We start from the raw sequence: 25130 nt of genomic DNA, 5'->3' as shown, positions 1-25130 counted from the left end.
CTGCCAAAGACTATCACCGTCGGGTACTGTTGTCACAGTTGCACGACAGTCCGCTCGTGAGAGTCACCCAGCCGACCGCCGTCGAAAGACCGTTGTACCGACCGGCCGTCGCTCCCGTCGTGAGCGACGTCGAACTCGCAGTGCTCGGCTGGCCCGAGGACGGGCCGACGCTCCGGCTCGACTACCGACGGTTCAGCTACGCCGGGAAGTTCGTGATGTCCTCGACCGGGAAGGCCGTGGTTCGCGACGCGGGGGTCGACCCCGATGCCGGCGGCGAGTACGACGACCACGTCCTCGCCGCGGTCGCGTTCAACGAGGACCGCACCGACCCCGAAGCGCTCTGGCTCCGGTACGTGACCGTCCGCGAGGACCAGCGCGGTGAGGGACTCGGCCCCCGGCTCGTGCGGTTCGCGTACGACCGGGCCCGCGAGCGCGGCTACGAGCGCGTCCGCATCGCCGTGAACAACCCGTACTCCTACGAGGCGCTGTACCGGGCGGGCTTCGGCTTCACGGGCGACGAGACCGGCCTCGCCGAACTCGTCCTCGAACGACCCGGCGACCGGTCCGCCGACCGCTACCGCGCCGGGCTCGACGTCCTCGGCCGACGCGACGACCTCTCCGCGGGTGAACGCGAGTTCGTCGCGCGCAAGCGGGAGCGCGGGCCGCCAGCGACGGGCGATGGCGGCGACACGCCCGACCGGGACCGCCAGGATTGAAGCCACCCAGGCCGTAGGGTGACCGATGGGTAACGCAGACCTCCGGGACCTCGCACACCTCGAGACGGTACCGTTCGACGAGCTGGACCCCGGCGTCGTGGCGGTCGACGCCCACAACTGGCTCTACCGCTACCTCACGACGACCGTCCGGTGGACGAACGACGACATCTACACCACCAGCGACGGCGACGAGGTGGCGAACCTGGTGGGTATCGTCCAGGGACTGCCGAAGTTCCTCGAACACGACCTGAACCCCGTGATGGTGTTCGACGGCGGTCCGTCCGAGCTGAAGGCCGACGAGATAGCCGACCGGCGCGAACAGCGCGAGAAGTACGAGTCGCAGTTGGAGGACGCCCGCGAGGCGGGCGACGCCGTCGAGGTCGCCCGGCTCGAATCCGCCACGCAGCGGCTCACACCGGTCATCCAGGAGACGAGTCGCGAGCTGCTCGAACTGCTCGACATCCCGTTCGTCGAGGCGCCAGCGGAGGGCGAGGCGCAGTGCGCCCACATCGCCAAGCGCGGTGACGCCGAGTACGTCGGGACCGAGGACTACGACGCCCTGCTGTTCGGTGCCCCCACGACGCTCCGGCAGCTGACGAGCAAGGGCGACCCCGAGCGCATGACCCTCGACGAGACGCTCGCGGCGCTCGACCTCTCGCTCGAACAGCTCGTCGACGTGGCCATCCTCTGTGGCACCGACTTCAACGAGGGCGTCCACGGCTACGGCCCGAAGACCGCCCTGAAGAAGGTGAAAGCGCACGGCGACCTCTGGGCCGTGTTCGAACAGGAGGACGTCTACGTTGAGAACGCCGACCTGGTTCGCGAGCTGTTCCGGAACCCGAACGTGACCGACGAGTACTCGTTCGACGTCGACCTCGATCCCGACATCGAGGCCGCCCGCGCCTACGTCGTCGACGAGTGGGAGGTCGACGAGAGCGAGGTCGAGCGCGGCTTCGAGCGCATCGAGGACGCGCTCACCCAGACCGGCCTCGACCGCTGGACGTGACCGAGGCTGGCGTCCCGGTCGACGCGGGAGTGTGACGTCCTGCAGGCTCGTGTACCGACCGTGAACTGGTTCCAGCTCGACCGTGAACGTATCCCTCCGCAGCCGCTACGTTCGTCCATGGTGAGCATGATTGCGCGGCTGGAGGACGGTACCGAGATCGACGACGTCAACGAGGTCCACGAGGGGTCGAGCGGCGTCCACCTCAAGCGCAAGCTCGACGGCGGCACCATGGAACGGATCGCGTACGTTCCGTTCGCCAACCTCGCCGCCGTGTATCCGGACTAACCCCCGGCCGTCGGGTCCGTCGCGGCCGGATGGAACGGGTGCGTGTACGGCTGGCTGGACCGGGCGGTCGCCCGGCCGGTTCGGGACGGTGGTCTTTTGCCCTCCAACGCCCCAGAGACAGACATGGAACCGGACGAGGTCGCGACACTCATCGAGGCTGGCATCGAGGACTGCGAAGCAACCGTCGAGCGTGCCCGCGGCGAGCACGACGACGACCACCTGCGGGCGACGGTCGTCTCGCCCGCGTTCGAGGGCCTGCCGCTGGTCCAGCAGCACGAGCTGGTGTACGACGCCCTCGGGGAGCACATGACGACGGACATCCACGCACTGGAGCTCAAGACCTACGCACCCGAGGAAGCGGCGGGCTGATTCACAGAGCCAGCAGCCGACCCCGCCGCTATTAGTGTGCCCGGTCCGACCCCCACGCTATGGAAGCCCTTCACGCGAGAGTTCGAATCAGGTGGGTCCTCCGGGGCCTCGTCGGTGCCGTCCTGCTGGCCGTCGTCGTCACGGCCGCAGCAGTGTTCTTCGAGGAGCGACTCGCCGACGCAGGCGTCTGGACGTTCCTCCCCGGGCTCCTCGTCGCGGTCCTGGGACTGCTGTTCGGCACCGCACACGCCGTCCTGCTGTACCGCGACTGGCGCTTCGAGCTGCAGGACGACGCGCTCTACCTCGAACGCGGCGTCCTCACCCGGGTCGAGACCGCGGTACCGTACGTCCGGGTCCAGCACGTCGACACGCAGCGTTCGCCGGTCGACCGCTCGCTCGGCCTCTCCTCGGTCGTCGTCTACACGGCCGGGTCGCGCGGCGCGGACGTGACCGTGCCCGGCCTCACGCCCGAGCGAGCGAAGCGCCTGCGGAACGAGCTCCGGGAGCTCGCGGTCGAGAGCGAGCCGGAGGACGCCGTATGAAGCGGCTCCACGCAGTCACGGGGGTCGTGCGGGCGCTGCAGTACGGCGTCAACGGCCTCTCGATACCCTTCTTCTTCCTGCTCGTCGGGTCGACCGGTCTCGAGGCGGCCCTCGGGATGGACTTCGGCGGGAGCGTCATCGACCTCCTGTTCGTGGTCGCGCCGCTGTTCGGACTGCTCGGGGCCGGCTACGGGGTCGCGACCTACCTCCGGTTCGAGTACGAGCTGACCGAGGACACGTTCGACTTCGCCGCCGGGGTCGTCGGTCGGACCGAGCGCGAGATCCCCCTGCGACGCATCCAGAACGTCGACATCTCCCAGAACCTCTGGCACCGCCTGCTCGGCGTGGCCGTCGTCCGCATCGAGACCGCCGGCGGTGGCGGGACCGAGGCCGAGCTCTCGGTCGTCTCGCTCGGCGAGGCCAACCGGCTCCAGCGCGAGATCCGCGAACGACGGGACAGCTCGCGGCGCGCCACCGAGGCCGAGCCCGCGGCGGCCGAGACCGACGAGGAGGCACCCGCCGAGGACGCGCCAACCGGGTCGTCGACGGCTGACGGAGCGGCCACGACTGGCGATTCGGGGGTCCTGGAGCCGCTGTTCACCATCACGCCCGTCGAACTGGCCGTGCTCTCCATCACCCGGTTCCGGCCGGGGGCCATCGTGCTCGTCATCATCGGCCTCCCCGTCCTGCCGGAGCTGGCCGGCGAGTTCCTCCTCGCCGCCGCGGACCCGTTCGGCGGCCCCGAGACGATGGACCTCCCCGGGGCGACCGCCGACGAGCTGCTCGTGCTCGCGGTCGTCTCGCTGCCGCTCGTGCTCGTCAGCTCGTACCTCGTCAGCGGCGTGCTCTCCGCCGTCGGCTACTACGGCTTCCAGCTGGCACGCAGCGGCACCGACCTCGTCTACGAACGCGGCCTGCTCCAGCGGTACTCCGGCTCCATCCCGAGCGACAAGATACAGACCGTCACGCTCCGGGAGTCGCTCCCCATGCGACTGCTCGGCTACGCCGCCCTCGACGTCGAGACGGCGGGCTACGCCGGTCAGCGGGCCGAACAGGGGAGCCAGTCGGCAATCCCGGTCGCGGAGCGGTCCCGCGTCGTCGAACTCGCGCGCGACCTCGGGGAGTTCTCGGACCCGGACTTCGAACGGCCGCCGAAACGTGCCCGTCGGCGCTACGGCGTCCGATACGGGCTGGTCGTCGCCGGCCTCCTCGCGGTCCTGTACGGCGCCTCGACCGTCGTCGCCGGGTTCACGCTCTGGTACCTGCCGGCGGTCCTGTTCCTGCTCGTGCCGCCGGCAGCGCATCTGAAGTGGGCGAACCGCGGCTACCACGTCGGTGACCACACCGTCGTCGTCCGCACCGGCTTCTGGCGGCGGCGCACGCAGGTCGTCCCGTACTACCGGCTCCAGACCGTCATCCGACAGGCGTCGGTGTTCCAGCGACGGCTCGCGCTCGCCTCGCTCGTCGTGGACACCGCCAGCTCGAGCACGCTCGTTCGGGCGACGCCGACCGCGTTCGACATCGACGCCGGGACGGCGGCCACGCTGCAGCGGACACTTCGTGACAGGCTCCACCTGGAGCTCCAGGGGCGAGAACGAAGGGGGAGCTGACCGCTCAGACCGCGCGACCGAGCGTCTCGGCGTCGTCCAGCGAGCGGTTCTTGACCGCCCGCCCGGTGTCGGGGTCGAACAGGTGGATCGCGTCCTCCGGGACGTGGGCGACGAGGGGCTGGCCGGCCTCGATACGGTTCATGCCACCGGTCGTGGCGATGAACGTGTCCGGTTCGCTCGCGTCGGGGTCGAACGTCAGGTAGAGGTTGTTCTCGTCACCCGTCGGCTCGACGACGTCGACGACGGTCTCGAAGTCGTGCGGACCGGTCGCTTCGGTCCGGAGCTCGATGTCCTCCGGCCGGATGCCGAGGGTCAGCTCGGTCCGGTCGCCGACAGTCGAGAGCGTCTCGTTCGAGAGCGGGTAGGCGAAGTCGTCGGCCAGCAGGCGGTCGCCCTGGACCTCGACCTCGAAGAAGTTCATCGACGGCTCGCCGATGAAGTCGGCGACGAAGCGGTTCGCGGGCTCGTGATAGCACTCCAGCGGGGTGCCGACCTGCTGGAGCATGCCGTCGTCGAGCACCGCGATGCGGTCGCCCATCGTCATCGCCTCGGTCTGGTCGTGGGTGACGTAGATCGTCGTCACGCCGAGGTCGTCCTGGAGGCGCTGCAGCTCGGTACGCATCTTCGAGCGCAGCTTCGCGTCGAGGTTCGACAGCGGCTCGTCCATCAGGAACACCTCGGGGTCACGGACGATGGCGCGGCCGAGCGCGACGCGCTGCTGCTGGCCGCCCGAGAGCTCGCCGGGCTTCCGGTCGAGCAGGTCGCCGATGCCCATCATCTCGGCAGCCTCGATGACCGTCTCGGCGATCTCGGCGGCGGGCATGTCGGTCGACTCCTCCAGCCCGAAGCTCATGTTCTGCTTGACGGTCATGTGCGGGTAGAGCGCGTAGGACTGGAACACCATCGCGGTGTTCCGTTCGGCGGGCTTGCGCTCGTTGATGCGCCGGCCGCCGAGTCGCAGCTCGCCGGCCGTGATCGACTCCAGACCGGCGATCATCCGCAGCGTCGTGGACTTCCCACAGCCCGAGGGGCCGACGAGGACGAGGAACTCGCCGTCGGCGACCGTCACGTCGATGTCGTCGACGGCCACGATCTCGTTCCCGTCGTCCTCGACGAACACCTTGGTGAGGCCGTCGAGTTCGAGTTCAGCCATGCGTGTACCTCCGTTCTCCGCGTGTGTAAGCGTTCATAGTCATGCGGTCACTCCCTTCGCGAACTGTTCGCCGAAGAAGATGTACACCAGCAACGTCGGCAGAGCGGTGACGAACGCCGCCGCCATCTGTAGCGGGAAGTTGGTCACCGATTCCGACTGGCCGATGCCGATCAGGCTCTGGGTGATCACCGACGCGTCACCCGGTCCGACGATGATGAGCGCGAACAGCAGGTCGTTCCAGATCTGGGTGAACTGGTAGATGAGCGTCACCGCGAACATCGGAATGGACAGCGGGAGGATGATCCGCCGGTAGATACGTCGAATGCTCGCGCCGTCGAGCCGTGCGGCCTCGACCATCTCGTCGGAGACCGACTTGTAGTACGACCGGAACAGCAGCGTACAGATGGGGATGCCGTACGCGATGTGCGTGATGGTCAGCGCCAGCAGCCCGGCGTAGTCGGTCCCGAGCCCGGTCAGATACCAGACCGGCTCCAGCCAGATGTGGAGGGGGACCCACTGCGACCAGAACCGCTTGAGCGGGACGAGGACGGCCTGGTACGGCACGAAGATGCCGGCGACGAACAGCACGTAGATGCCGACCTGTCCGCGCCAGTCGATGTTCGTCAGTCCATACGCCGCCATGCTCCCGAACAGCGCCGAGAAGACGGTCGCGGGGACCGCCATGAGGACGCTGTTGAACAGGCTACCGGACAGCTGGTCGACCGCCGACGACCACTGTGCGAGGGTGAATCCATCGACCGCTGGCAGGAACGGTGCCGTCTGGCCGTACGCTCGGATCGACTTGAACGAGGTGACGATACCTGCCTCCAGCGGGAGGAGGTAGAACACAACGAGCCCCAGCAGCACGGCGTAGAGGCCGATACGATTCAGCGACAGACCGTCGTCCGCGAGCTTCGTGTCAGTCATAATGCACCCCGCCTGTACTCGGAGTAGAGGTACGGCAGGACGATGGAGAACGCCAGCGCGAACAGGACGACCGCGACGGCCGACCCGTAGGCGATGCGGCTGGCGTCACCGAACGCGACACGGACCATGTAGGTGGGGAGGATGTCCGTCCCGACCGCCGGCGTGTCGTTCCCGTACAGCGCACGGAGGAAGTCGAACGCCTTCAGTCCGAACACCATCAGGACGACCGACGCGCTCACCGTCGCGGTCCGCAACTGCGGGATGACGACCCGCCAGTACATCTTCACGAGGCTCGCGCCGTCGACGCGGGCCGCCTCGAAGTGCTCGTCGGGGATCGCTCGCAGCCCGGCGAGGTAGACGACCATCGCGTAGCCGCTGAACTGCCAGACGAGCGCGAACACTATCGCCGCGAGCTGGACGTTCGGGTCCGGGTTCCTGATGAAGTTGACCGGCCCGATGCCCACGACACCGAGCGCGCGGTTCACGAACCCGCCGTTCGAGCTGTACATCCAGAGCCACATCTTCGCCGTCACGACGAACGAGAGGCTCATCGGCAGGAGGTAGATCGTCCGGAACGTGTTCTCGAAGCGGATGTCCCGGTCGACGAGGATAGCGACGACCAGCCCGAACACGAGACAGACCAGCGTGAACGCCACCAGCAGGACGATCGTGTTCACGAACGCGTTCGTGAAGGAGTACGAGCCGGTCTCCTGGAGCATCAGCCGGTAGTTCTCCAGGTCGAAGCTGCCGTACTCGGGGTCGCCGAGTCCCTCGTAGTCGGTCAACGAGATGACGACGTTCCAGACGATGGCCCCGTAGACGAAGAGCCCGACGAGCAGGAACGCGGGGAGCCAGAACGGCGCGGACTCGACCGCGTCACTGTCGAGGTACCGGCGGAGTCCCGTCCCCGTCTCGCTCTGTACAGCGTCCGATGCGGTTCCGCCGTCGGTGCGGAGCCGCTGCTCCGACCGGACGCTGTCGATCCTTCGCCGCAACCACGAGCGTACTGAGTCCATGGAAACGTTGTTGGCGCGGTGGACTTACTGGACCGCTGAGACGACCTCGTCGGCAGCGGAGTCCACGTTGTAGCTCCCGATGAAGGCGCTGATGGCCTCCACGACGTTCGTGCGCTGCTCGGGGTCGAGTGCGAGGCCGTGGTGGATCGACGGCGGCTGGTGGTCGACGTTGCCGAAGTCCTCGATCTGGTCCTGCTGGAACTGCGGGAACTCGGAGGGGTCCACGTCGCCCCGCGGCGGGATGGAGCCCTTCGCCTTGTTGAACCGGACCTGTGCGTCCTTCGTCCCGCAGTAGCGGAGGAACGTCTTCGTCGCCTCGGGCGTCGGGTTGTTCGCCGGGTACGGGAACGAGTCCATGTTCAGCTGGTAGCTGTGGTCGCTGCCGGGGAACGGCACGTAGCTCCAGTCCTCGCCGTAGGCGAAGTCGTCGGGGTACGCGCCCGCCGCCCAGTCGCCCTGGTGGATGAACGCGGCATCGCCGTTGATGACCATGTTGTTCGCGTCCGTGAAGTCGATGGTCGAGGCCTCACTGGGGTAGTACTCGCTGAGCTGGGCGACGAGGTCGAGGGCGGAGGCGACTGCTTCGCGGTCGGGGTTGCCCTCGTAGAAGTTACGATACCCCTCGTGGCCGGCGTCGGCGAGAAGGACAGTAGCCCAGAGCTGGACCGTCGACCACGCGCCCTTGGTCTGCTGGGCAAACGGCACGGCGTCGGTCTCGGTGGCGATGGTCTCGCAGGCGGCGACCACGTCGGCGGGCGAGGAGAGGCTGGTCGGGTCGACACCGGCCTCCTCGACGACGCTCTTGTTGTAGAACAGGTTGTTGATGCGGTGGATGTTGATGGGGACCGACACGAAGTGGTCGGTCGTGCCCTTGGCCTGCTCTTTCGGCCCTTCCCGGTAGGCCGACTCCATGTCGTTCTCGCTCCAGACGGAGTCCGTGATGTCGTCGAGTGCGTCCGAGTCCACGTACGGGGTGAGTGCCGCACCCGGCCAGTTCTGCCAGGTGCTCGGCGGATCGTCGTTACGGATGCGCTCGTTGACGACACTCCCGAGGTTCTGCGTGGCTGCGCCGGAGATGCCCTCGCTCGCGAGTTCGACGTCGGGGTGCTGTTCCTGGAAGCCCTCGAACAGGGCCTCGATCGCTGCCGCGCCGTCGCCGTTGCTCCACGCGTGGAGGAGCTCGAGCGGCTGCGGCCCGCTGTCGCCGCTACTCAGGCCGCTGAGGCAGCCGGAGAGACCGGCCATGCCAGCCGCACCTACAGCACTGGTTGTCTTGAGTACGCTACGCCGCGAAACGCCGGAGTCCGAATCGTGTCCTGTCATGCCACCACGTGTCTCTATGTGAGACGTACCCATTCTTTACGCAAGGTCCTACTTAATAGTTCCCCAAATTAATTCGTTTCCGAGTAAGTGGGTTGGTCACACGAGACGGGCCGCTCCAGCGGTCACGACCGGACGCCCGGTGTCACTCACGGGTGAACCGGGACGGCAATCTTAAATGGGGTGCCTGTTTAGTGTGAACATATACCATGTCATATCTGGTCGGGGTTACTGCGGTGATGGCGGTGTTCCTCGCCGCCGTCGTCGCCTTCCTGGGGGGTCGTGCCTGGAAGGGATACACACCCGAGGGCGGGGATGGAGGGTCGCTCCTGCACTCCCTCAAGGGAAGCCCGCTCGTCTGGGTCCTCTCCTTCCTGCTCGTGGTCGGTGGGGTCGCCGCGAGCGTCGTCGTGTTCGTCTCCGGCCCGCCCGGTCAGCAGGCGCTCGTCAGCGGCGTTCTGGTCGGCGTCGGTGCACTGCTGCTCGCCGGCTACGTCGGCTACGGGACGTTCACCTCGACTCGCGCGCACGGACACACGAACGCGGTGGCGGCGATGCTCAGCGCGTGGGCCCTCGGCACCCTGTTCCTGTTCGCCATCACCGCCAGCCTCCTGCTCGCCTGACGATGGCCCCGAACACGGCGACGGTCGAGTCGGACACCCTTCCGAGCGAGCGGACGCTCTGGCTCCTGCTGCTGGTCGCCGTCGAGCTCCTCGCCCTCGCCGCGTACTTCGTCGCGACCGGCGAACGCGTGCTCGACCTGCGCTACGTCGTCTACCCGTTCGTCTGGGTCAACGTGGCCGCGTACGCGGTGGTCCACACCGCGCCGGTCCCGGGCTCGCGTCGGACGAAGGCGGCCGCCGCCGCCGTCGCCGTCGGCTACCTCGCACTGCTGGCCTGGCTCGTCGGCATCGTCGGCCTCCACGACGTGGGTACGGCGGCGACCGGCCTCTCGGTTCGACTCGCCTCGCCCGGCTGGGGCCCCATCGTGGCCTACGTCGCACCTTTCGGACACGTGACGCTCGTCCCGTTCCGGGTGTTCGGCTACCTCGCGCTCTCCTACCTCGTGTACGCGACCGTCGCCGAGGCCGCCAGCTCGTCGGTCGGCGGCCTGGTGGGGCTGTTTTCCTGTGTGAGCTGTGCCCTCCCGGTGGTCTCCTCCGTCGGTGCGAGTCTGACCGGCAGCACGACAGCCGCGCTCGGCACCGTGTACGCCTTCTCGCTCGACGCCTCGACGCTCGTCTTCGTCGTCGCGGTCGCGCTACTCTACTGGCGTCCAGGGGTGAGCCTGCGTGCGTCTGCGTGAGGCCGGCCGCACGCTCCTCGCCGCCGTCGGTGCGACCCTGCCCGCGGATCCGGTGCTCGCGCACTCGGGGTCCCTGGCGGGCTCGCTCACCTCGACGTCGGTGCCGTTCTGGCTGGTCGCCCTCTCCGGTGGCGGGCTCGTCGGCGCGTCGTTCCTGTTCACGAGCTTCGCGACCGACCACGAGTTCATCGCGTGGCTCAACGACCGGCGACTCGGGCTCCCGCCGGCCGCGTCGCTCTCGGAGCTGGCCGTCGCCGGGCTCCGTCTCGGGAGCGTCGCCACACTCGGGCTGTTGCTCGTCGTCGCGTTCGTCGCCCCTGCGGACCCCCGCCGGAACCTCGCCATCGTCGGCGTCTGGGCCGTCTGGTGGGCCGGCTACACGGCGTCGGTGTACCTGCTGGGGAACAGCTGGCCGGCGCTCAACCCGTGGCGGGCCATCAGCGGCGTCCTCCCTCGCGTGAGCGACCGCGACCTGCCGGCGTGGGCCAAGGGGTGGCCGCCGACGGCCGGGCTGCTCGTGATGGTCTGGCTGGAGGTCGTCACGCCGGTCGCCGCCGAGCCCGTCCTGCTCGCGGCGGTCGTACTGGCCTACAGCGTCGTCACCCTCGCCGGAGCAGCCGTCTTCGGCACCGCGTGGTACGAGTCCGTCGACCCCATCTCGCGCGTGTTCGGCGTCTACGGCCGGCTCGCCCCGGTCCGCCGGACCGAGGACGGGTTCACGGTCGAGCTGCCCGGCTCGCGGCTCGTCCACGACGCCGACGGCGCGACCTGGGCGGACGTACTGTTCGTCGTCGCGCTCGTCTGGGCGACCTCCTTCGACGGCCTGGTGTCGACGCCGGCTTTCGCCGGGACGGTCCGCTGGCTCGCCGACCTCGGCGTGCCCGCGCTCGCGGTGTACGTCGTGGCGGTCGTCCTGGGGTACGCGCTGTTCCTCGGCGTCTACCGCCTCGCTGCGCTGGTCGGCCGGCGGACCGCCGGGAGCTACGTCAGCGCGGGTACCGTCGAACGCCGGTTCGTCGGCTCGCTGGTGCCCATCGCGGCCGGCTACCACCTCGCGCACTTCCTCGGCTACTTCGTCACCTTCGTCCCGGCCGTCGAGGTGCTCGCGCTCGACCCGTTCTCGCCGCCGCAGAACGTGCCGGTCGCCGAGCTCCCCGCCTGGTTCAGCTCGGTTGGGCTGGCGTTCGTCGTCCTCGGGCACCTGCTCGCCATCTGGGTCGCCCACTCGATCGCCTTCGAGACGTTCACCGGGCGGCTCCAGCCCATCCGCAGCCAGTACCCGTTCGCGCTCGTGATGGTGTTCTACACGATGACCAGCATGTGGCTGCTCGGCCAGCCGTACGTCTCCCCGCCAGTATGACCACGACACAGGACCGCTCGACGGACGAGGCGAACGCGACCGACGAGCCGTCGGACCCCTCGTCGTCGGCGACGAACCCGGTGGGCCACAGCCAGCCCGGGTTCGAGCTCCCCGACGGCGAGGAGCCGGCGGCGACCTGCGAGCGCTGCGCCCGGCCGTTCCCGACGACGATGCACCACGACCTCCACCTGGGTGAGGTACACGCCGAGGCGCTGACCGGGCGGGAACGGGAGCGGTACGAGGACGCCCTCGAGGCGGAGACGGACGAGCTGTTCGTCTACCACCTGAAGGTCATCGCGGCGCTCGCCGGCATGTACGCCGTGCTCGTCCTCGTCTACATGGTGGTGTTGAGCCTGTGACCTGCACTCGCCGACGGCTGTGGGCTCTCACCTTCGCCACCGCGGCGGTCCCGACGGCGAGGGCCCCTCCTCGGAGTCGCGGTCGGACAGCCGTCGCTGCCGGCTTCGAGAGCCCGAGAACGGGCCCGGCGATCAGAGGATGGAGTACGACGCGGCGACGGTGAGCGCGACCGCGCCGAGCAGGCCGAGCAGCATCAGCGTCGTCACCGAGCGCGGCTCCCAGCGCAGGTGCTGGTACCAGCCCGCGACGACGACGGCCTTGACCGCCGACAGGACCATGATGGCCCAGAACGCCATCCAGTACGACTCCTCCAGGTAGCCGGCCTGCTCGACGACGACCTGGACGGTCGCCAGCACGAACAGGACGACGTATATCACGGTGTAGAGTTTTGCTCGGGACATGGGTATCACACGATGTAGAACAGCGGGAACAGGAACAGCCAGACGATGTCGACGAAGTGCCAGTACAGGCCGAAGTACTCGATGGGCTCGTCGTCGCCCATGTACGCCCCGTTCCACGCCCTGAGTATCATGTAGCCGGCGATGACGAGGCCGACGATGACGTGCAGGGCGTGCAGGCCCGTGGTGACGTAGAACGTCGTCGACGCGATGTTCGTCCCCGGGTCCCAGCCGGCCGGGAACGCCTCGGTGTGGATGTGGAACAGGTGCTGCCACTCGATGCCCTTGTTGACGAGGAAGCCGATGCCGAGCCCGACCGTCGCCACCAGCGAGCCGACGACGCCGAGACGGTTCTCGCGCTCCGCGAACTCCATCGCGATGACGACCGCGAACGAGCTGGTCAACAGCAGGTAGGTGTTGATGAGCCCCGGCAGCACCACGTGCGCCTCGGGGATGAGGTGGTGCCAGTCGGTCCAGCCGTACGCGACGCGGGAGAACACGTACGCACCGATGAACGCTCCGAACAGGATGACGTCGGAGGCGAGGAAGATCCACAGCCCCAGCTTCGTGTTCTCGACGGTGGTGAACGGCCAGCTCTCCCCGAACGGGCCCTCGGGCCCGTGGAACCTCTCGCGGGTCATCGCGACGAGACTGCCGAACGCGACCACCCCGCCGACGACCGCGGTCCCGATGTACATCCCGCCCATCGTTCCCTCGGGGAAGTACCCGCGCTGGAGCCCGGAGAGTCCGAGCAGCACGAGGAAGGCACCGACGCCGAGGACGAACGGCCAGATGCTCGCGTGGCTCTCGCCGCCCTCGTGCTCGGTCCCGGTCACCTCGCTCCCCGGGAGCGCCGCGGCCTTGCCGTGGACGGCACCGCCGTCGGTCTGGGCGCTCCCGCCGTCGTCGAACTCCAGCCGGCCGCTCGCGTACGTCGGCACGCCGGGGAAGTTCTCGAGCGGCGGGGGCGACGGCACCGTCCACTCGGCCGTCGAGGCGAAGTCCCACGGCTGGCCGTCGACCTCCTCGCCGACGAACGCGCTCTTGAACAGGTTGTAGAACATCACCAGGAACGACGAGCCGAGCAGGAACGCCCCGACCGTCGAGAGCTGGTGCCAGCCGGTGAGGGCGGGTGCGTACTCGAACACCCGACGCGGCGTCTCCCAGGCGAGGAACATCGGGAAGTACAGCAGGTTGAACCCGACGAAGTACATCGCGAAGTGGACCTTCCCGAGCGTCTCGTCGTACATCCGGCCGGTCATCTTCGGGAACCAGTAGTAGAGGCCGCCGACGAGCCCCGTCACGCCGCCGACCATCACGTAGTGGAAGTGCGCGACGACCCAGTACGTGCCCCGGAGCGTGTAGTCGAGCACGACCGCACCGAGGAACACGCCGGTGATGCCGCCGAGGATGAACAGCACCAGCGCGCCGAAGCCGAAGAGGAACGGCGTCTTGAACCGAATCTTCCCCTTCAACATGGTGTAGATGAGCGAGAACACCATCAAATCGAACGGCAGCGAGATGCCGATGGTCGTCGCCATGAACAGCGTCTTGATCTCGAGGTTGATGCTCGTCAGGAACATGTGGTGCATCCAGACGACGAAGCTCTGGATGGCCACGAGCAGCATCGCCCCGATGAACCACTTCCGCCCGACGATGCGGCGCCCGCAGAACGTCTGGAAGATCTCCGCCATCGCGCCGAGGGCAGGGAAGAAGACGATGTACACCTCGGGATGGCCGAAGAACCAGAACAGGTGCGCCCACAGCATCGCGCCGCCGGGGCTGCTCTCGGCGAAGTAGCCCGTGCCGATGAGTCGGTCTGAGCTGAGCAGCATCAGCGCGGCCAGCAGCGCGGCGAACGCAAAGAGCATCATCCACACCGTCAGCAGGATGCTCCAGGTGAAGATGGGCATCCGGCGGAGGGTCATCCCCTCCGCACGCATCCGATGCATCGTCGTCAGGAAGTTCACCGACCCCACCGTCGCCGAGGCGACGAACAGTATCAACGCCAGCACCGTCGTCGTCCCGCCTATCTCCGGCGTGTAGACGGGCGTGTTCAGCGGCGCGTACATCGTCCAGCCGCCGTTGAACGTGCTCCCCTGGAAGAAGGAGATGCCCATGAGGATGCCCGAGAAGAGGTAGAACCAGTACGAGAGCGCGTTCAGCCGCGGGAACGCGAGGTCCTTCGCGCCGATCTGCAGCGGGACGACGTAGTTCGCGAACCCGAACGCCAGCGGCGACAGGAACCAGAACACCATGACGAGGCCGTGCGCGGAGACAGCCTGGTTGTACGAGGCCGCCGACATCACGTTCGCGCCGGGGGCCCACAGTTCGAGGCGCATCAGGAGCGCGAGCAGGCCGCCGAAGATGAGGAAGAACAGAGCCGTGACGGTGTACAGCAGCCCGATGTCCTTGTGGTTGGTCGTGACGAACCAGCGCCGGATGGAGTGGGTCGGCGGCAGCCCGTGGTCGTCCTCGTGGGGGGTGTCAGGGACGCCGCCGGCGGGCAAGCCGTCGTCGTCGACGATGGCACCGCCGTCGCTGGCCGTGCCGCCGTCGCTCACGGGTGGTTCCTCACCGGTGCCGTCGGCCGTCGTCTCGTGTTCGTCGTCGGTCATGGCCTGAGGACTCCCTCCGTGGTTGCTGTGCGGGCGGCCGGCGTCGTCGTCGCGCCGCCGTCAGTCGGCAGCGTGACCGTCGGTGCGGAACCGCCACCGGCCGCCGTCGCGGGGGCGACGCGTTCGGTGCCGCCGTCGCTCGAGTTCGTGCTGTTCATCGGCTCCACGAACATCCGCTCGTACTCCGCCGGGTCGATGACCTCGACGGTCCCGGTCATGTAGGAGTGGCCGGCACCGCAGAGCTCGTAGCACTTGATGGTGTACTCGCCGTCCTCCACCGGCCCGAACCACGTGCTCGTGGTCTGCCCCGGGATGGCGTCGGTCTTGGTCTTGAACGCGGGGATGCCGAAGTTGTGCATCACGTCCGATGATGTCACCACGATCTGGACGCGCTCACCCTCGGGCACGTACATCGTCCCGTCGGTCGTGTTGCCGTTGGGGTACTCGAACTCCCACCCGAACTGGTAGCCCGTGACCTCCACCGTCGTACCGTCCTCCATCTCCGGCTCCGCGGGCTGGGCGGCCCCCGCCTCGACGTACAGCAGCGCCCAGTACGTCCAGAGGATGAGCGAGATGACGATGATGGCGCTGAGCGTGAACGAGAGAAGCAGTTTGCGTCCGTGACCACCGCCCTCCGGGAGTTCCCCGAGTGTGGGCCGCCCGACGTCACCCGTCTCCTCGACTTGGGTGGTGCCGTCGTCACGGTACTTGTACGCGTTGTACAGCATGTACCCGACGGCGACGACACCGACCACAGTGCCGAGGATCAGGAACACCTCGAAGATGCGTCCGAACAGCTCGGCCCGGGTCCCGTCGGGCTCCAGCTGGCCGGCCACCTGTAGCAGTAGTCCACCTTGCATTGGTCGTGCAAGATTGCGATGCGTGAGTATTTATTTATTGGGGAATGTTACCAAGGACATTGGTGCACGACAACATGGGCCTTCCACCGGATTGAGCGACGCCGATACTTAACTGTCGGCGGAAAATTTATATGTTGCTGCTAATTACGTCCGGTTAGCAAGGACTCGACGCGGTGTCGAGCCGCTTGCCCTCCACCCACGATGACAGAAACCCGTACCCGACCAACCAGTCGCGAGACTGACGTTCGCGAACGCGACGTCTCCGAACAGGCCCGCGAGCGAGAGCGCTGTCCGGAGTGTGATAGCCGCCTCGTCACCGACGGACGCGGCGAGACGGTCTGTGCCGACTGCGGTCTCGTCGTCGAGACGGAGAGCGTCGACCGCGGGCCCGAGTGGCGCGCGTTCGACGCGGCAGAGAAAGACGAGAAGTCCCGCGTCGGCGCACCGACGACGAAGATGATGCACGACAAGGGGTTGTCGACGAACATCGGCTGGCAGAACACGGACGCCTACGGCCGCTCGCTGAGCTCGAAACAGCGGCGCAAGATGGAGCGCCTGCGCACCTGGAACGAGCGCTTCCGCACCCGCGACAGCAAGGAGCGCAACCTCAAGCAGGCCCTCGGCGAGATCGACCGGATGGCAAGCGCCCTCGGCCTCCCGGACGACATCCGCGAGACGGCGTCGGTCATCTACCGCCGCGCGCTCGCCGAGGACCTGCTCCCCGGCCGCTCCATCGAGGGCGTCGCCACCGCCGCGCTGTACGCCGCCGCGCGTCAGGGCGGGGTACCGCGCAGCCTCGACGAGGTCGCCCGCGTCAGCCGCGTCGACGACATGGAGTTCAAACGCACCTACCGGTACATCGTCCGCGAACTCGGTCTCGAGGTCGAGCCGGCGGACCCCGAGAGCTACGTCCCCCGGTTCGCGAGCGACCTCGACCTCAGCGACGAGGGCGAGCTGCGTGCCCGCGAGCTCCTCCGCGACGCGAAGGAGGCGGGTATCCACTCCGGCAAGTCCCCCGTCGGCCTCGCCGCCGCCGCCGTCTACGCGGCCTCGCTGCTCACGAACGAACGTGTCACGCAGAGCGTGGTCAGCGACGTGGCCGACGTGAGCGAGGTCACCATCCGCAACCGCTACAAGGAGCTTCTCGATGCTGCAGACGAGGGCGGTGCGAGCTACTGATCCCGCGTCACGACACGGACGTCGCAGCTCCGTATCGTCCGCGGGACCACGGTCGCCAGCTTCTCACCGGCGTTGAGGTTCGTCGAGACCGCGACCCCCGTGCCGTCCGAGAGTGGCGCACGGAGCAACAGCCCGTCGTCGAACCCCTTGATGACGAAGTTGAACTGCCCGAGCTGGAGGAGCTCCTCCTGGAACGCATCGCCCATGCGTCCGTCGAGACAGAGGTCCGCGGCGAGCGCGTCGAGGTCCGACGGCTCGTACTGCTCGCGGAACGTCTCGTGGAAGTAGTGGATCTCCAGCACGTCCGCGTTGTACGCCGCGACCATCGTGAGGTCGCGACCGAGCTCGTCACGCAGTCGCTCGACGATGCCGTCCGTGTTCTCGACGATACGCTTGCTCGCGGGCGTCTCGTCGACGAACTGGGCCCTCGCCGGCGACTGCGTCGGGCTGTCGTAGGTCATCCCAACGGCCGAAACAAGGATACTGGTAGTTAAAAAACCGTGCAGTTTCCGCTCGTCAGTCCGTCGTCGGCGCGAGACGCGGCTGTTCGTCCGTCAACAGTCGGTCGAGTGCGTCGACCATCGCCTCGACGCTCGCACGGGTGATGTCGGCGTCGCTGTGTGCCACGGTCACCTCGTCGTCGTCGCGGGCCATCGTCACTTCGACGGTGACGAGAGCGTCCGTACCGCCGGTGATGGCGTCCACGTGGTACGCCGTGAGATGGACGTCCGTCGCGCCGCCGACTGCCTTGCGGACCGCCGAGACCGCGGCGTCGACCGGCCCGGAGCCGGTGCCGCTGGCGACGCGTTCGACCGTGCCGTCCTCGACCTCGTCGTCCCCGTACTGGTCGGGACCCAGCACCGACTGGTCCACGTCCAGCCTGACGCTGGCCGTCGGAGTCGCGCTGCCCGCGGTCGCCGTGACCTCGACGAGTTCGACCCGGCGCTCGCGCTCGCGGCCCGTCACGTCCTCCGTGACCGCGAGGAGGTCGGCGTCTGTCACGCGCCGGCCGCGCTCCGCGAGGTCCTTCACGCGCTCGACCACAGTGCCGAGTTCGTCCTCGGTGACGTCGAGCCCGTGCTCGGCGAGCGCAGCGCGGACGCCCGCCCGCCCGGCGTGCTTGCCGAGGACCAGCCGGCGCTCCCGGCCGACTGCTTCCGGCGGGTACGGCTCGTACATCCGGTCGTCCTTCAGCGTGCCGTCTGTGTGGATGCCCGACTCGTGGGCGAACGCGTTCGCGCCCGTGACGGCCTTGTTCGGCGCTGGCCGCATCCCGGTCGTCCGGGCGGCGACGCTCCCGAGGTCGTACAGCGTCTCCGTGTCGAGCGTGTCGACGCCGTAGACGTGCGAGAGGGCCATGACGACCTCCTCCAGCGCGACGTTGCCGGCGCGCTCGCCGACGCCGTTGACTGTCGCGTGGACGAGGTCCGCCCCCGCCTCGACGGCCGCCAGCGCGTTCGTCACGCCGAGACCGAGGTCGTCGTGCGTGTGCGCGCTGACGGGGCCGAGCGCGGCCAGGCGCTCGACGGCGTCGGCGGTCTGCTCCGGGCCGGCGTGGCCGACCGTGTCGGCGAAGCAGAACCGGTCTGCCCCCGCATCGAGCGAGACCTCCGCGAGGGCCGCGAGGTAGTCGAGGTCGGCACGCGAGCCGTCCTCGCCGATGACCTCGACCCAGAGGCCGTGGTCTTTCGCGTACTCGACGAGCTCGACGGTCGAGTCGAGCACTTCGTCGCGGGTCGAACCGACCTTCCGCTCGACGTGGCGGTCGCTCGACGGGACGACGAGGTTGACGCCGTCGACATCACAGGCGAGCGCGCCGTCGATGTCGGCCTGCAGCCCGCGGGCGAAGCTCGTCACCGTCGCGTCCAGCCCGAGGTCGGTGACGCGGCTGATGGCCGCGCGCTCGCCCTCGCCCGTGCAGGCCGAGCCCGCCTCGACGACGGAGACGCCGGCGCGCTCCAGCGCCTCCGCTATCTCCACTTTCTCCTCGGGCGTCAACGAGACGCCGGGTGCCTGTTCTCCGTCGCGAAGTGTCGTGTCTAGAAAGCTGACGTCAGCGTTCGAGAGTGTGTGTTCGGGGGAGCCCCCGAATAAATCGGTCACCGGTCATATGCCACTCGGTGGGAGGACGCACACGGGTATCAATGAGTCCGTCGGACAGACCGAACTGTCGGACCCGCAAAAACTGCCGACGGTTACTCCTCGACGTGGACGACGTCGCCCGGCTCCACGTCGTCGGCCGCGCCCGCCGGCAGTTCGACGATGGTGTCGGCCGTCGCCCGGCCCAGGCCGACCCAGGGCCGGAGCCGCTTCTTCTGGACGACCTCGTCGTCGACCAGCCAGAGCGCGTCGATGGCGAAGGGGACGAACGCCATGTGGAGGTCGCGTGTCCCCGGCTTCTCGAACCGGAACACCAGCGCGTAGTCGTCGGGAACCGAACGACGGAACATCAGCCCCCTGGCCCGCGAGAGGACGGTGTCGGCGAACTCGACGGTCGAGGCGAGCGTCTGCGAGGCCAGCTCGTCGTCGCCCTTCGCCTCGTAGTGGACCAGTCGCACAGGCAGGGGCTTCGACCGCCCTCGATTTATGTCTGCGGGTCGGGCCGGCGTCAAACCCGCGCCCTCCCGGCACGGCCGGGTCAGAACGGCACGTCGGAGAGGTCCTCCGCCGTCGGCCGGGACTCCTCGCCCATGCCGGTCTCGACGGTGACCTCGGTCAGTTCGGGAATCTCGGCCGGGAGCCGGGCCCGGAGCGCCTCGGTCGTCAGGCTGGAGATGCCACAGCCGTCGCAGGCCCCCGAGAGCAGCAGGTGCACCTCGCCGGTCTCCGGGTCGAGCCTCGCGATGTCCCAGCTCCCCCCGTGCATCTCTATCTGCGGGAAGTTACGGTCGAGGAACGCCCCGATGCGGTCGCGAAGGTCCGACTCGTCGGTCATGATTACCGGGAGGAACGCGAGCAGTATAGACGTTGGCATAGGCGGCGTGGCCGTGCGAACGGTTTTTGTGCTGTGTTCCCTAGCGGGGGTGAACACCCGGCCTCCACGACAGATAATGACACGAACGGTAGCCATCCTCGGCGGCGGTATCGGCGGCCTGAGCGCAGCGCACGAACTCGCGGAACGGGGCTTCGACGTGACGGTGTACGAGCGGAACGACCGCTTCGGCGGGAAGGCCCGGAGCTTCCCCGGTCCGGCCGACGGCGACGCCCATCTCCCGGCGGAGCACGGGTTCCGGTTCTTCCCGGGGTTCTACCGGCACGTCACCGACACCATGTCCCGCATCCCGGTCGACGGCGGCACCGTCGTCGACCGGCTGACGACCACCGACGAGCTGCTGCAGGCGGTGACGGACGGGGACGACCGGCTCATGCGCGTCGAAGCGCCGCGGTCGGTCCGGGAGTGGCGCGAACGCATCCAGACCGTCTTCGGCTCCGACGTCCCCCGCGACGAGGCGGCGTTCTTCGCGAACCGGCTCCTCACGCTGCTGTCCAGCTCGGAGCGACGCTGGCGCGAGGAGTACGAGCATCGCTCCTGGTGGGAGTTCATCCGCGCCGAGGAGATGTCCCAGGCGTACCAGACGTACCTCGGCTACGGCATCACGCAGTCGCTCGTGGCGATGCGTCCGCAGGTGTCCTCGACGCGGACCATCGGTCGCATCTACCTCCAGATGCTCCGCGGGCTGTTCGACCCGGAGCTGCCCGCCGACCGGCTGCTCGACGGACCGACGAACGAGGCCTGGATCGACCCCTGGGTCGACCACCTGCGCCGCCGCGGCGTCGACCTCGTCCCGAACGCGGCCGTCACCGCCGTCGACGCCGACGGCGAGCGCGTCACCGGCGCGACGGTCCGCCACGACGGCCCCGACGGCGACGCGGAGCGCGTCGAGGCGGACCACTACGTCCTCGCGGTTCCGGCCCCCGCAGTCGACGACCTGCTCACGCCCGAACTGGAGCGGGCTGCCCCCTCGCTGTCCGGCGTCCGGAACCTCGACCACGGCTGGATGAACGGCGTGCAGTTCTACCTCCGCGAGGACGTCGCCCCCGTGCGCGGCCACGGGGTGTTCTACGACTCGCCGTGGGCGCTGACCGCGGTGAGCCAGCGCCAGTTCTGGGAGCGTTACGACTGGAACGCCCTCGCGGAGACCGAGGGCGTGCTCTCTGTCATCGTCTCCGAGTGGGACGAACCCGGCATCGTCTACGGCAAACCAGCCCGCGAATGCACCCGCGAGGAGATCGTCACGGAGGTCTGGGAGCAGCTCCGGGCCCACCTCGGCACCGACCTGCTGAACGAGTCGACCCTCGTCGCCAGCCAGCTCGACCCCGCGGTCGGCTTCGACGAGGAGACCGGCACGGTCACCAACGACGCCGAGCTGCTCATCAACACCGTCGGGAGCCTGGAGCACCGCCCCGAGGCCGCAACCGAGTGCCCGAACCTCTACCTCGCCGCCGACTACGTCCGCACAGAGACCGACCTCGCCAGCATGGAGTGCGCGAACGAGGCCGCCCGCCGCGCCGTCAACGCGCTGCTCGACGACCTCGGCCACCCGTCGAAGCGCTGCGAGGTCTGGCCGTTCGAGTGGCCCGCCGTCTTCGCGCCGCTGCGCCGGCAGGACGACCTCGGCCAGCGCCTCGGGCTGACCCACCCCGGGGAGGGCGCGTCGTCGCTCTGGTCGGCGTACCGTGACGTGGTGCGGCCCTGAACCGAGTTACGCGACGACCTCGCCGCCGTGCTCTCGCGGGTCGTCGGTGGTGTTCTGTGGCTGATCGAGGCGGATAGCCGTCGTCTCGTTCACGAAGTAGTTCGCAGCCAGTCCGCCGTCCGCGACCCACACGCTCCCGTCGGTGCAGCCCCGGAACGTCACCCCACCGGTGACGTGGATGACGAACCCGTCAGGGGTCCGGTTCACGACGGATGTGTCGCTGGTAACACTGAGACCGAACTCGGCCGAACGGACGCTATCGTTCCACGCCAGGGCCTCGGCGTGGCGCTCTGCGAACGCGATGGCCGTCTCACGGGTGACGTTCGAGGGCAGGTCGGGAACCGGTCGGTGCTCGTACTCGACCGTCGTCGAACACGGAGAGTCCGTCGCCGTCGTCGTCTCCGGAGCTGGTGTCGACGACGAACAGCCTGCGAGGACCAGACAGAGACACAGCAGGGCGGCCCTGCGTCGCATGACCGATGTACCGGAGGACACAGGCAAGTATCTTCGGGAGGACTCGACCTGACAATAGCTGACGAGTATCTAGAACTTCGGCCAGCGTAGGGTTCCCAGACTGTGGCGTCGTCGTTGTCCGCCTAACCGGATGGCGCGCGGCTGGCGAGCGTACCGAAGGCCGCTCGCCGTACTCGCGCGAGGGATGAGCGACGCGAGAGCTTCGCTCTCGCGAGTCTGAGCGCGTAGCACTCAGGCACCGGAGGGAGCGGTCACGAGACGCTTGCGTCTCGTGAGCCCACCGGAAATCGGAGATTTCCGGGGACGCTAGCGACTGAGAAGCGCAATCGGCTGGGGAGGTCTGAGGTGCGGGGCGGTCGCGCTCGGGTGTCCCCGTGAGCGAGCTTGCGAGCGAACGGGGGCTCGTCGGACCGCAGGTCCGACGGTGGGGCTTTCCGGTTGGTATCGTCAATCGGTCCTGTTGGCCTCGAAGTCGCTTCCTGACCGTCCGTGTCCGAGACTGACCCGACCCAATCACGAGCCACAGCTACTAGTCCCGATACGCGTCGCTTTTACCCACAGACCCGATACCGACGGGTATGAGCGAGAAGATCAGCATCGGCCTCCGCGGGTGGCGCTTCGACGAGGACGAGGTGTTCACCGAGACTGGCGAGGTGCGTCCCTTCGACGAGATGAGCGACGACACGCGCCGGCGTCTCGTCCGGCTCACCGCCATCTTCAGCGGGCCCTGCGACGCCTGCTGGCTCATCCACGGGGACGAGAACATCGAGGAGTGCAACGAGGCCGCGGCGGTGTACGGCGAACCGCTGAACGAGGCCGTCCTCTGTGACGAGCACGAGCCGGACTTCCTCTACTGGTTCCGCGAGGAGGGCGGCGCCGAGTACGCCGAGACCGACGAGTTCGAGGAGGCGTTCCACGAGTGGTTCCTGGACGGCGGGCGCGCGCCGGAGGGGTACGCGGGACTGGAGCACGTCGACACCGACCCGCGCGACCTGCCGACGCCGGACCTGCCAGACCCCGAGGAGTTCGCCGACGAGCAGGAGCAGGACGAGGAGAAACGCATCGACCTGCGGAACATGGAGTTCGACCGGGACTACCCGACCGGCGGCGACACATGAGCGTCCCCGCCGTGGCGGTCGTCGACGCGAAGACCCCCGGAAACGTCGGCACCATCGCCCGCTCGATGAAGAACTTCGGGCTGTCGGAGTTGCTGCTGGTAGACCCACCCGAAGGCGTCAAGGAGAAGCACGGGGAGGCGTGGGGGTTCGCTGGCCGCGCGCGCCGCGACGTGCTCGCGAACGCTCGCGAGGTCAGCTTCGACGACCTCGTCGAGAACTACTACACCGTCGGGCTGACGGCGACGACGAACGAGGACTGCCGGAAGCACGTCCGGTTCCCGTACTCGACGCCGGCCGAGCTCGCCGACGACCTCGCCGAGCTCGACGGCGACAGCTGCATCGTGTTCGGTCGGGAGGCCAACGGCCTGCACAACCGCGAGCTCTCCCGGCTGGACGCGGTCTGCTCCATCCCGGCGAGCGACGAGTACCCGGTGCTGAACCTCGGCCAGGCCGCGACGGTGACGATGTACGAACTGCGCGAGCTCACCGTCGAGGAGAACCAGCTGCCGGACCGGCAGCACGAGCGCGCCGACGAGGAGCTCATCGAGCACCTGTACGAGAAGTTCGAGGACCTGCTCGACGGCATCGACCACAACGACGAGAAGCGGCACAAAACTGTCAGGATGGCCCGCCGGGTGTTCGGTCGAGCACACCTGACGGAGCGGGAGACGCGGACGCTGATGGGCATCTTCCGTCGGGCGAGCGAGGAGCTCGAGCGGGGACGAACGGCCCGCGGCCGCGACGGCGAGCAGTAGCCCGGGGCGCATGTCAACTGTACCGGAAAGTCTTTAATCGACGCGAGGGATTATGTAGTAATCGATAGGTCTCATGCCCCTCCAGAGCCCCCAGCGACGGTTCCGCCCCGGCGCACCGCCCGACGTCTCACTCGACGAACGACAGCCGCCGACAGCCCACGTCGTGTAGGACCATGCAACAGCTCCTGCCCTCCATCTCGTTCGGGACCCTGTTCACCCTCGTCGTGACTGTCCCGACCCTCATCACGTTCGCCGTCGGCTTCGCCCTGTTCGTCCCCGAGACCTCGCCACGAGAGTTCGCCCGGGAACTGGTCAGGACCGACTGGAAGTACCTCGGTGTCGCCTGGGTCGTCACCCAGGGCGTGAACACCATGGCGGCGACGTTCCACTCCGGCGCGGCGTACACGTCCGTCATCTACGACCTGGAAGGAACGACCGTGCTCTACTTCCAGGCGTTCACGTGGGAGCCGATGACGTACTTCCTGGCGTTCGTCTACCTCATCGGCTTCCCGTTCGTGACCCTGTTCACCTACTTCAAGCTGAAGGTACACGACCGCGAGCAGGCCCGGCGGTACTGTGCGGGCTACGCGCTGCTCGTCCTGCTCGCGCTCCCGTACTTCCTCGCGTTCCCGGTCGCGGTGACCTCGGAGTACCTCGGGCAGACCGCGAGCGGCGAGCCCGTCATGCGCGCCCTGCTGTACAACCTCCACCCCATCGTGAGCGAGGGAATCACCTCGACGGACACGCTGGTGAAGGCGTTCCCGAGCCTGCACACCGGCATCTCCGCGATGGCGGCGCTGTACGCCCGCGAGACCGACCGGCCGTACGCGTGGCTGGCCGGCATCCTGACGGTGCTCATCATGTTCTCGACGTTCTACCTCGGCGTCCACTGGCTGACCGACGCGGCGTTCGCGCTGGTGCTCGTCGGTATCGCGTACTACATCTCCCAGCGGATGCCCGACCCGGCGGTGTACGAGGCCCGGGTCGCCCGGCTGCTCCCCATCGGCGACGAGGACACCGAGACGCGGGGACAGCGGGCCGACTGAAAGAACCGCTTCTCG

General features: G+C 68.2%; 27 protein-coding genes. 15 read left to right on the top strand and 12 right to left on the bottom strand.

Going from position 1 to position 25130, the window contains the following annotated elements; all coding sequences use genetic code 11:
• The first annotated feature begins 119 nt into the window (after positions 1-119).
• The 6 genes from BLT27_RS08055 (at position 120) to BLT27_RS08035 (ending at position 4528) form a co-directional block, all read left to right on the top strand.
• Positions 120-716, top strand: a complete 597-nt coding sequence (locus BLT27_RS08055; RefSeq protein ID WP_245707675.1) for a GNAT family N-acetyltransferase — start codon at positions 120-122, stop codon at positions 714-716.
• 25 nt (positions 717-741) lie between these two features.
• Positions 742-1722, top strand: a complete 981-nt coding sequence (gene fen / locus BLT27_RS08050; RefSeq protein WP_089732671.1) for a flap endonuclease-1 — start codon at positions 742-744, stop codon at positions 1720-1722.
• Positions 1723-1839: 117 nt separating this feature from the next.
• Positions 1840-2007 (top strand): hypothetical protein, encoded by a 168-nt coding sequence (locus tag BLT27_RS19695; protein WP_175526417.1) that lies wholly within the window; start codon positions 1840-1842, stop codon positions 2005-2007.
• A gap of 123 nt (positions 2008-2130) precedes the next feature.
• On the top strand, positions 2131-2376 hold the full coding sequence (locus BLT27_RS08045) for a BolA family protein (RefSeq protein WP_089732669.1): 246 nt from the start codon (positions 2131-2133) through the stop codon (positions 2374-2376).
• Between the two features lie 59 nt (positions 2377-2435).
• The gene (locus BLT27_RS08040; protein WP_089732667.1) at positions 2436-2918 is read left to right on the top strand and encodes a PH domain-containing protein; all 483 of its coding nucleotides are present in this window, start codon (positions 2436-2438) and stop codon (positions 2916-2918) included.
• The gene (locus BLT27_RS08035) at positions 2915-4528 is read left to right on the top strand and encodes a PH domain-containing protein (protein WP_089732665.1); all 1614 of its coding nucleotides are present in this window, start codon (positions 2915-2917) and stop codon (positions 4526-4528) included. The genes BLT27_RS08040 and BLT27_RS08035 overlap by 4 nt, the downstream gene beginning before the upstream one ends.
• Before the next feature lie 4 nt (positions 4529-4532).
• On the opposite strand, the gene BLT27_RS08030 is transcribed toward BLT27_RS08035, so the two are convergent.
• From BLT27_RS08030 to BLT27_RS08015, 4 genes are read right to left on the bottom strand one after another with little or no spacing between them, the layout of a single operon-like run.
• The gene (locus BLT27_RS08030; protein WP_089732664.1) at positions 4533-5681 is read right to left on the bottom strand and encodes an ABC transporter ATP-binding protein; all 1149 of its coding nucleotides are present in this window, start codon (positions 5679-5681) and stop codon (positions 4533-4535) included.
• 39 nt (positions 5682-5720) lie between these two features.
• Positions 5721-6608 (bottom strand): carbohydrate ABC transporter permease, encoded by an 888-nt coding sequence (locus tag BLT27_RS08025; RefSeq protein WP_089732662.1) that lies wholly within the window; start codon positions 6606-6608, stop codon positions 5721-5723.
• Positions 6605-7624 carry a carbohydrate ABC transporter permease gene (locus BLT27_RS08020; RefSeq protein ID WP_089732660.1) on the bottom strand — a complete coding sequence of 340 codons (1020 nt, stop codon included), beginning with the start codon at positions 7622-7624 and terminating at the stop codon, positions 6605-6607. Before BLT27_RS08020 ends, BLT27_RS08025 begins: the two co-directional genes overlap by 4 nt.
• 24 nt (positions 7625-7648) lie before the next feature.
• A complete protein-coding gene (locus tag BLT27_RS08015; protein ID WP_245707673.1) occupies positions 7649-8869 on the bottom strand; it encodes an ABC transporter substrate-binding protein in 1221 nt (406 codons plus the stop codon).
• 284 nt (positions 8870-9153) lie between these two features.
• Between BLT27_RS08015 and BLT27_RS08010 the strand changes: the two genes are divergently transcribed.
• From BLT27_RS08010 to BLT27_RS07995, 4 genes are read left to right on the top strand one after another with little or no spacing between them, the layout of a single operon-like run.
• Positions 9154-9567 (top strand): hypothetical protein, encoded by a 414-nt coding sequence (locus BLT27_RS08010; protein WP_139172278.1) that lies wholly within the window; start codon positions 9154-9156, stop codon positions 9565-9567.
• Positions 9568-9569: 2 nt separating this feature from the next.
• On the top strand, positions 9570-10250 hold the full coding sequence (locus tag BLT27_RS08005; RefSeq protein ID WP_089732654.1) for a DUF7546 family protein: 681 nt from the start codon (positions 9570-9572) through the stop codon (positions 10248-10250).
• Positions 10237-11610, top strand: a complete 1374-nt coding sequence (locus BLT27_RS08000; RefSeq protein WP_245707671.1) for a hypothetical protein — start codon at positions 10237-10239, stop codon at positions 11608-11610. Before BLT27_RS08005 ends, BLT27_RS08000 begins: the two co-directional genes overlap by 14 nt.
• Positions 11607-11969, top strand: a complete 363-nt coding sequence (locus tag BLT27_RS07995; RefSeq protein ID WP_245707669.1) for a hypothetical protein — start codon at positions 11607-11609, stop codon at positions 11967-11969. The genes BLT27_RS08000 and BLT27_RS07995 overlap by 4 nt, the downstream gene beginning before the upstream one ends.
• 132 nt (positions 11970-12101) lie before the next feature.
• Here BLT27_RS07995 and BLT27_RS07990 read toward each other — a convergent pair whose 3' ends face one another.
• From BLT27_RS07990 to coxB, 3 genes are read right to left on the bottom strand one after another with little or no spacing between them, the layout of a single operon-like run.
• Positions 12102-12371 carry a cytochrome C oxidase subunit IV family protein gene (locus tag BLT27_RS07990; protein ID WP_089732653.1) on the bottom strand — a complete coding sequence of 90 codons (270 nt, stop codon included), beginning with the start codon at positions 12369-12371 and terminating at the stop codon, positions 12102-12104.
• Positions 12372-12376: 5 nt separating this feature from the next.
• A complete protein-coding gene (locus tag BLT27_RS07985; RefSeq protein WP_089732650.1) occupies positions 12377-14986 on the bottom strand; it encodes a cbb3-type cytochrome c oxidase subunit I in 2610 nt (869 codons plus the stop codon).
• Positions 14983-15846, bottom strand: a complete 864-nt coding sequence (coxB, locus tag BLT27_RS07980) for a cytochrome c oxidase subunit II (RefSeq protein ID WP_089732648.1) — start codon at positions 15844-15846, stop codon at positions 14983-14985. The genes BLT27_RS07985 and coxB overlap by 4 nt, the downstream gene beginning before the upstream one ends.
• A 201-nt stretch (positions 15847-16047) precedes the next feature.
• On the opposite strand from coxB, the gene BLT27_RS07975 reads away from it, so the two are divergent.
• Entirely contained in the window at positions 16048-17025 is a 978-nt protein-coding gene (locus BLT27_RS07975; protein ID WP_089732647.1) for a transcription initiation factor IIB, read from the top strand.
• On the opposite strand, the gene BLT27_RS07970 is transcribed toward BLT27_RS07975, so the two are convergent.
• The 4 genes from BLT27_RS07970 to BLT27_RS07955 all read right to left on the bottom strand — a co-directional run bounded on the left by BLT27_RS07970 (position 17019) and on the right by BLT27_RS07955 (position 19960).
• Positions 17019-17486: a DUF7522 family protein gene (locus tag BLT27_RS07970; RefSeq protein WP_089732645.1), complete on the bottom strand. Its 468-nt coding sequence runs from the start codon at positions 17484-17486 to the stop codon at positions 17019-17021. The two genes, BLT27_RS07975 and BLT27_RS07970, sit on opposite strands and share 7 nt — an antisense overlap.
• Positions 17487-17541: 55 nt before the next feature.
• Positions 17542-19128, bottom strand: a complete 1587-nt coding sequence (locus BLT27_RS07965) for an alpha-isopropylmalate synthase regulatory domain-containing protein (RefSeq protein ID WP_089732643.1) — start codon at positions 19126-19128, stop codon at positions 17542-17544.
• Positions 19129-19220: 92 nt separating this feature from the next.
• Positions 19221-19583, bottom strand: coding sequence for a DUF192 domain-containing protein (locus BLT27_RS07960; RefSeq protein WP_217639112.1), 363 nt, complete (start codon positions 19581-19583; stop codon positions 19221-19223).
• A gap of 80 nt (positions 19584-19663) precedes the next feature.
• On the bottom strand, positions 19664-19960 hold the full coding sequence (locus BLT27_RS07955; RefSeq protein WP_089732641.1) for a NifU family protein: 297 nt from the start codon (positions 19958-19960) through the stop codon (positions 19664-19666).
• A gap of 115 nt (positions 19961-20075) precedes the next feature.
• Here BLT27_RS07955 and BLT27_RS07950 point away from each other — a divergent pair, with 115 nt between their 5' ends.
• On the top strand, positions 20076-21722 hold the full coding sequence (locus BLT27_RS07950) for a hydroxysqualene dehydroxylase (protein ID WP_089732639.1): 1647 nt from the start codon (positions 20076-20078) through the stop codon (positions 21720-21722).
• A 6-nt stretch (positions 21723-21728) separates the two neighbouring features.
• On the opposite strand, the gene BLT27_RS07945 is transcribed toward BLT27_RS07950, so the two are convergent.
• Positions 21729-22196, bottom strand: a complete 468-nt coding sequence (locus BLT27_RS07945; protein WP_089732637.1) for a hypothetical protein — start codon at positions 22194-22196, stop codon at positions 21729-21731.
• Between the two features lie 578 nt (positions 22197-22774).
• Between BLT27_RS07945 and BLT27_RS07940 the strand changes: the two genes are divergently transcribed.
• The 3 genes from BLT27_RS07940 to BLT27_RS07930 all read left to right on the top strand — a co-directional run bounded on the left by BLT27_RS07940 (position 22775) and on the right by BLT27_RS07930 (position 25115).
• Positions 22775-23314, top strand: a complete 540-nt coding sequence (locus BLT27_RS07940; RefSeq protein WP_089732635.1) for a DUF8114 family protein — start codon at positions 22775-22777, stop codon at positions 23312-23314.
• Entirely contained in the window at positions 23311-24069 is a 759-nt protein-coding gene (locus tag BLT27_RS07935; protein ID WP_089732633.1) for an RNA methyltransferase, read from the top strand. Before BLT27_RS07940 ends, BLT27_RS07935 begins: the two co-directional genes overlap by 4 nt.
• A 173-nt stretch (positions 24070-24242) precedes the next feature.
• Complete coding sequence (locus BLT27_RS07930) at positions 24243-25115, top strand: phosphatase PAP2 family protein (protein ID WP_089732631.1); 873 nt, start codon at positions 24243-24245, stop codon at positions 25113-25115.
• Positions 25116-25130 lie beyond the last annotated feature (15 nt).

Origin of the sequence: Haloarchaeobius iranensis (assembly GCF_900103505.1) — an archaeon.
Classification (GTDB): domain Archaea; phylum Halobacteriota; class Halobacteria; order Halobacteriales; family Natrialbaceae; genus Haloarchaeobius; species Haloarchaeobius iranensis.
This window is presented reverse-complemented; position numbering and strand designations above follow the sequence as displayed.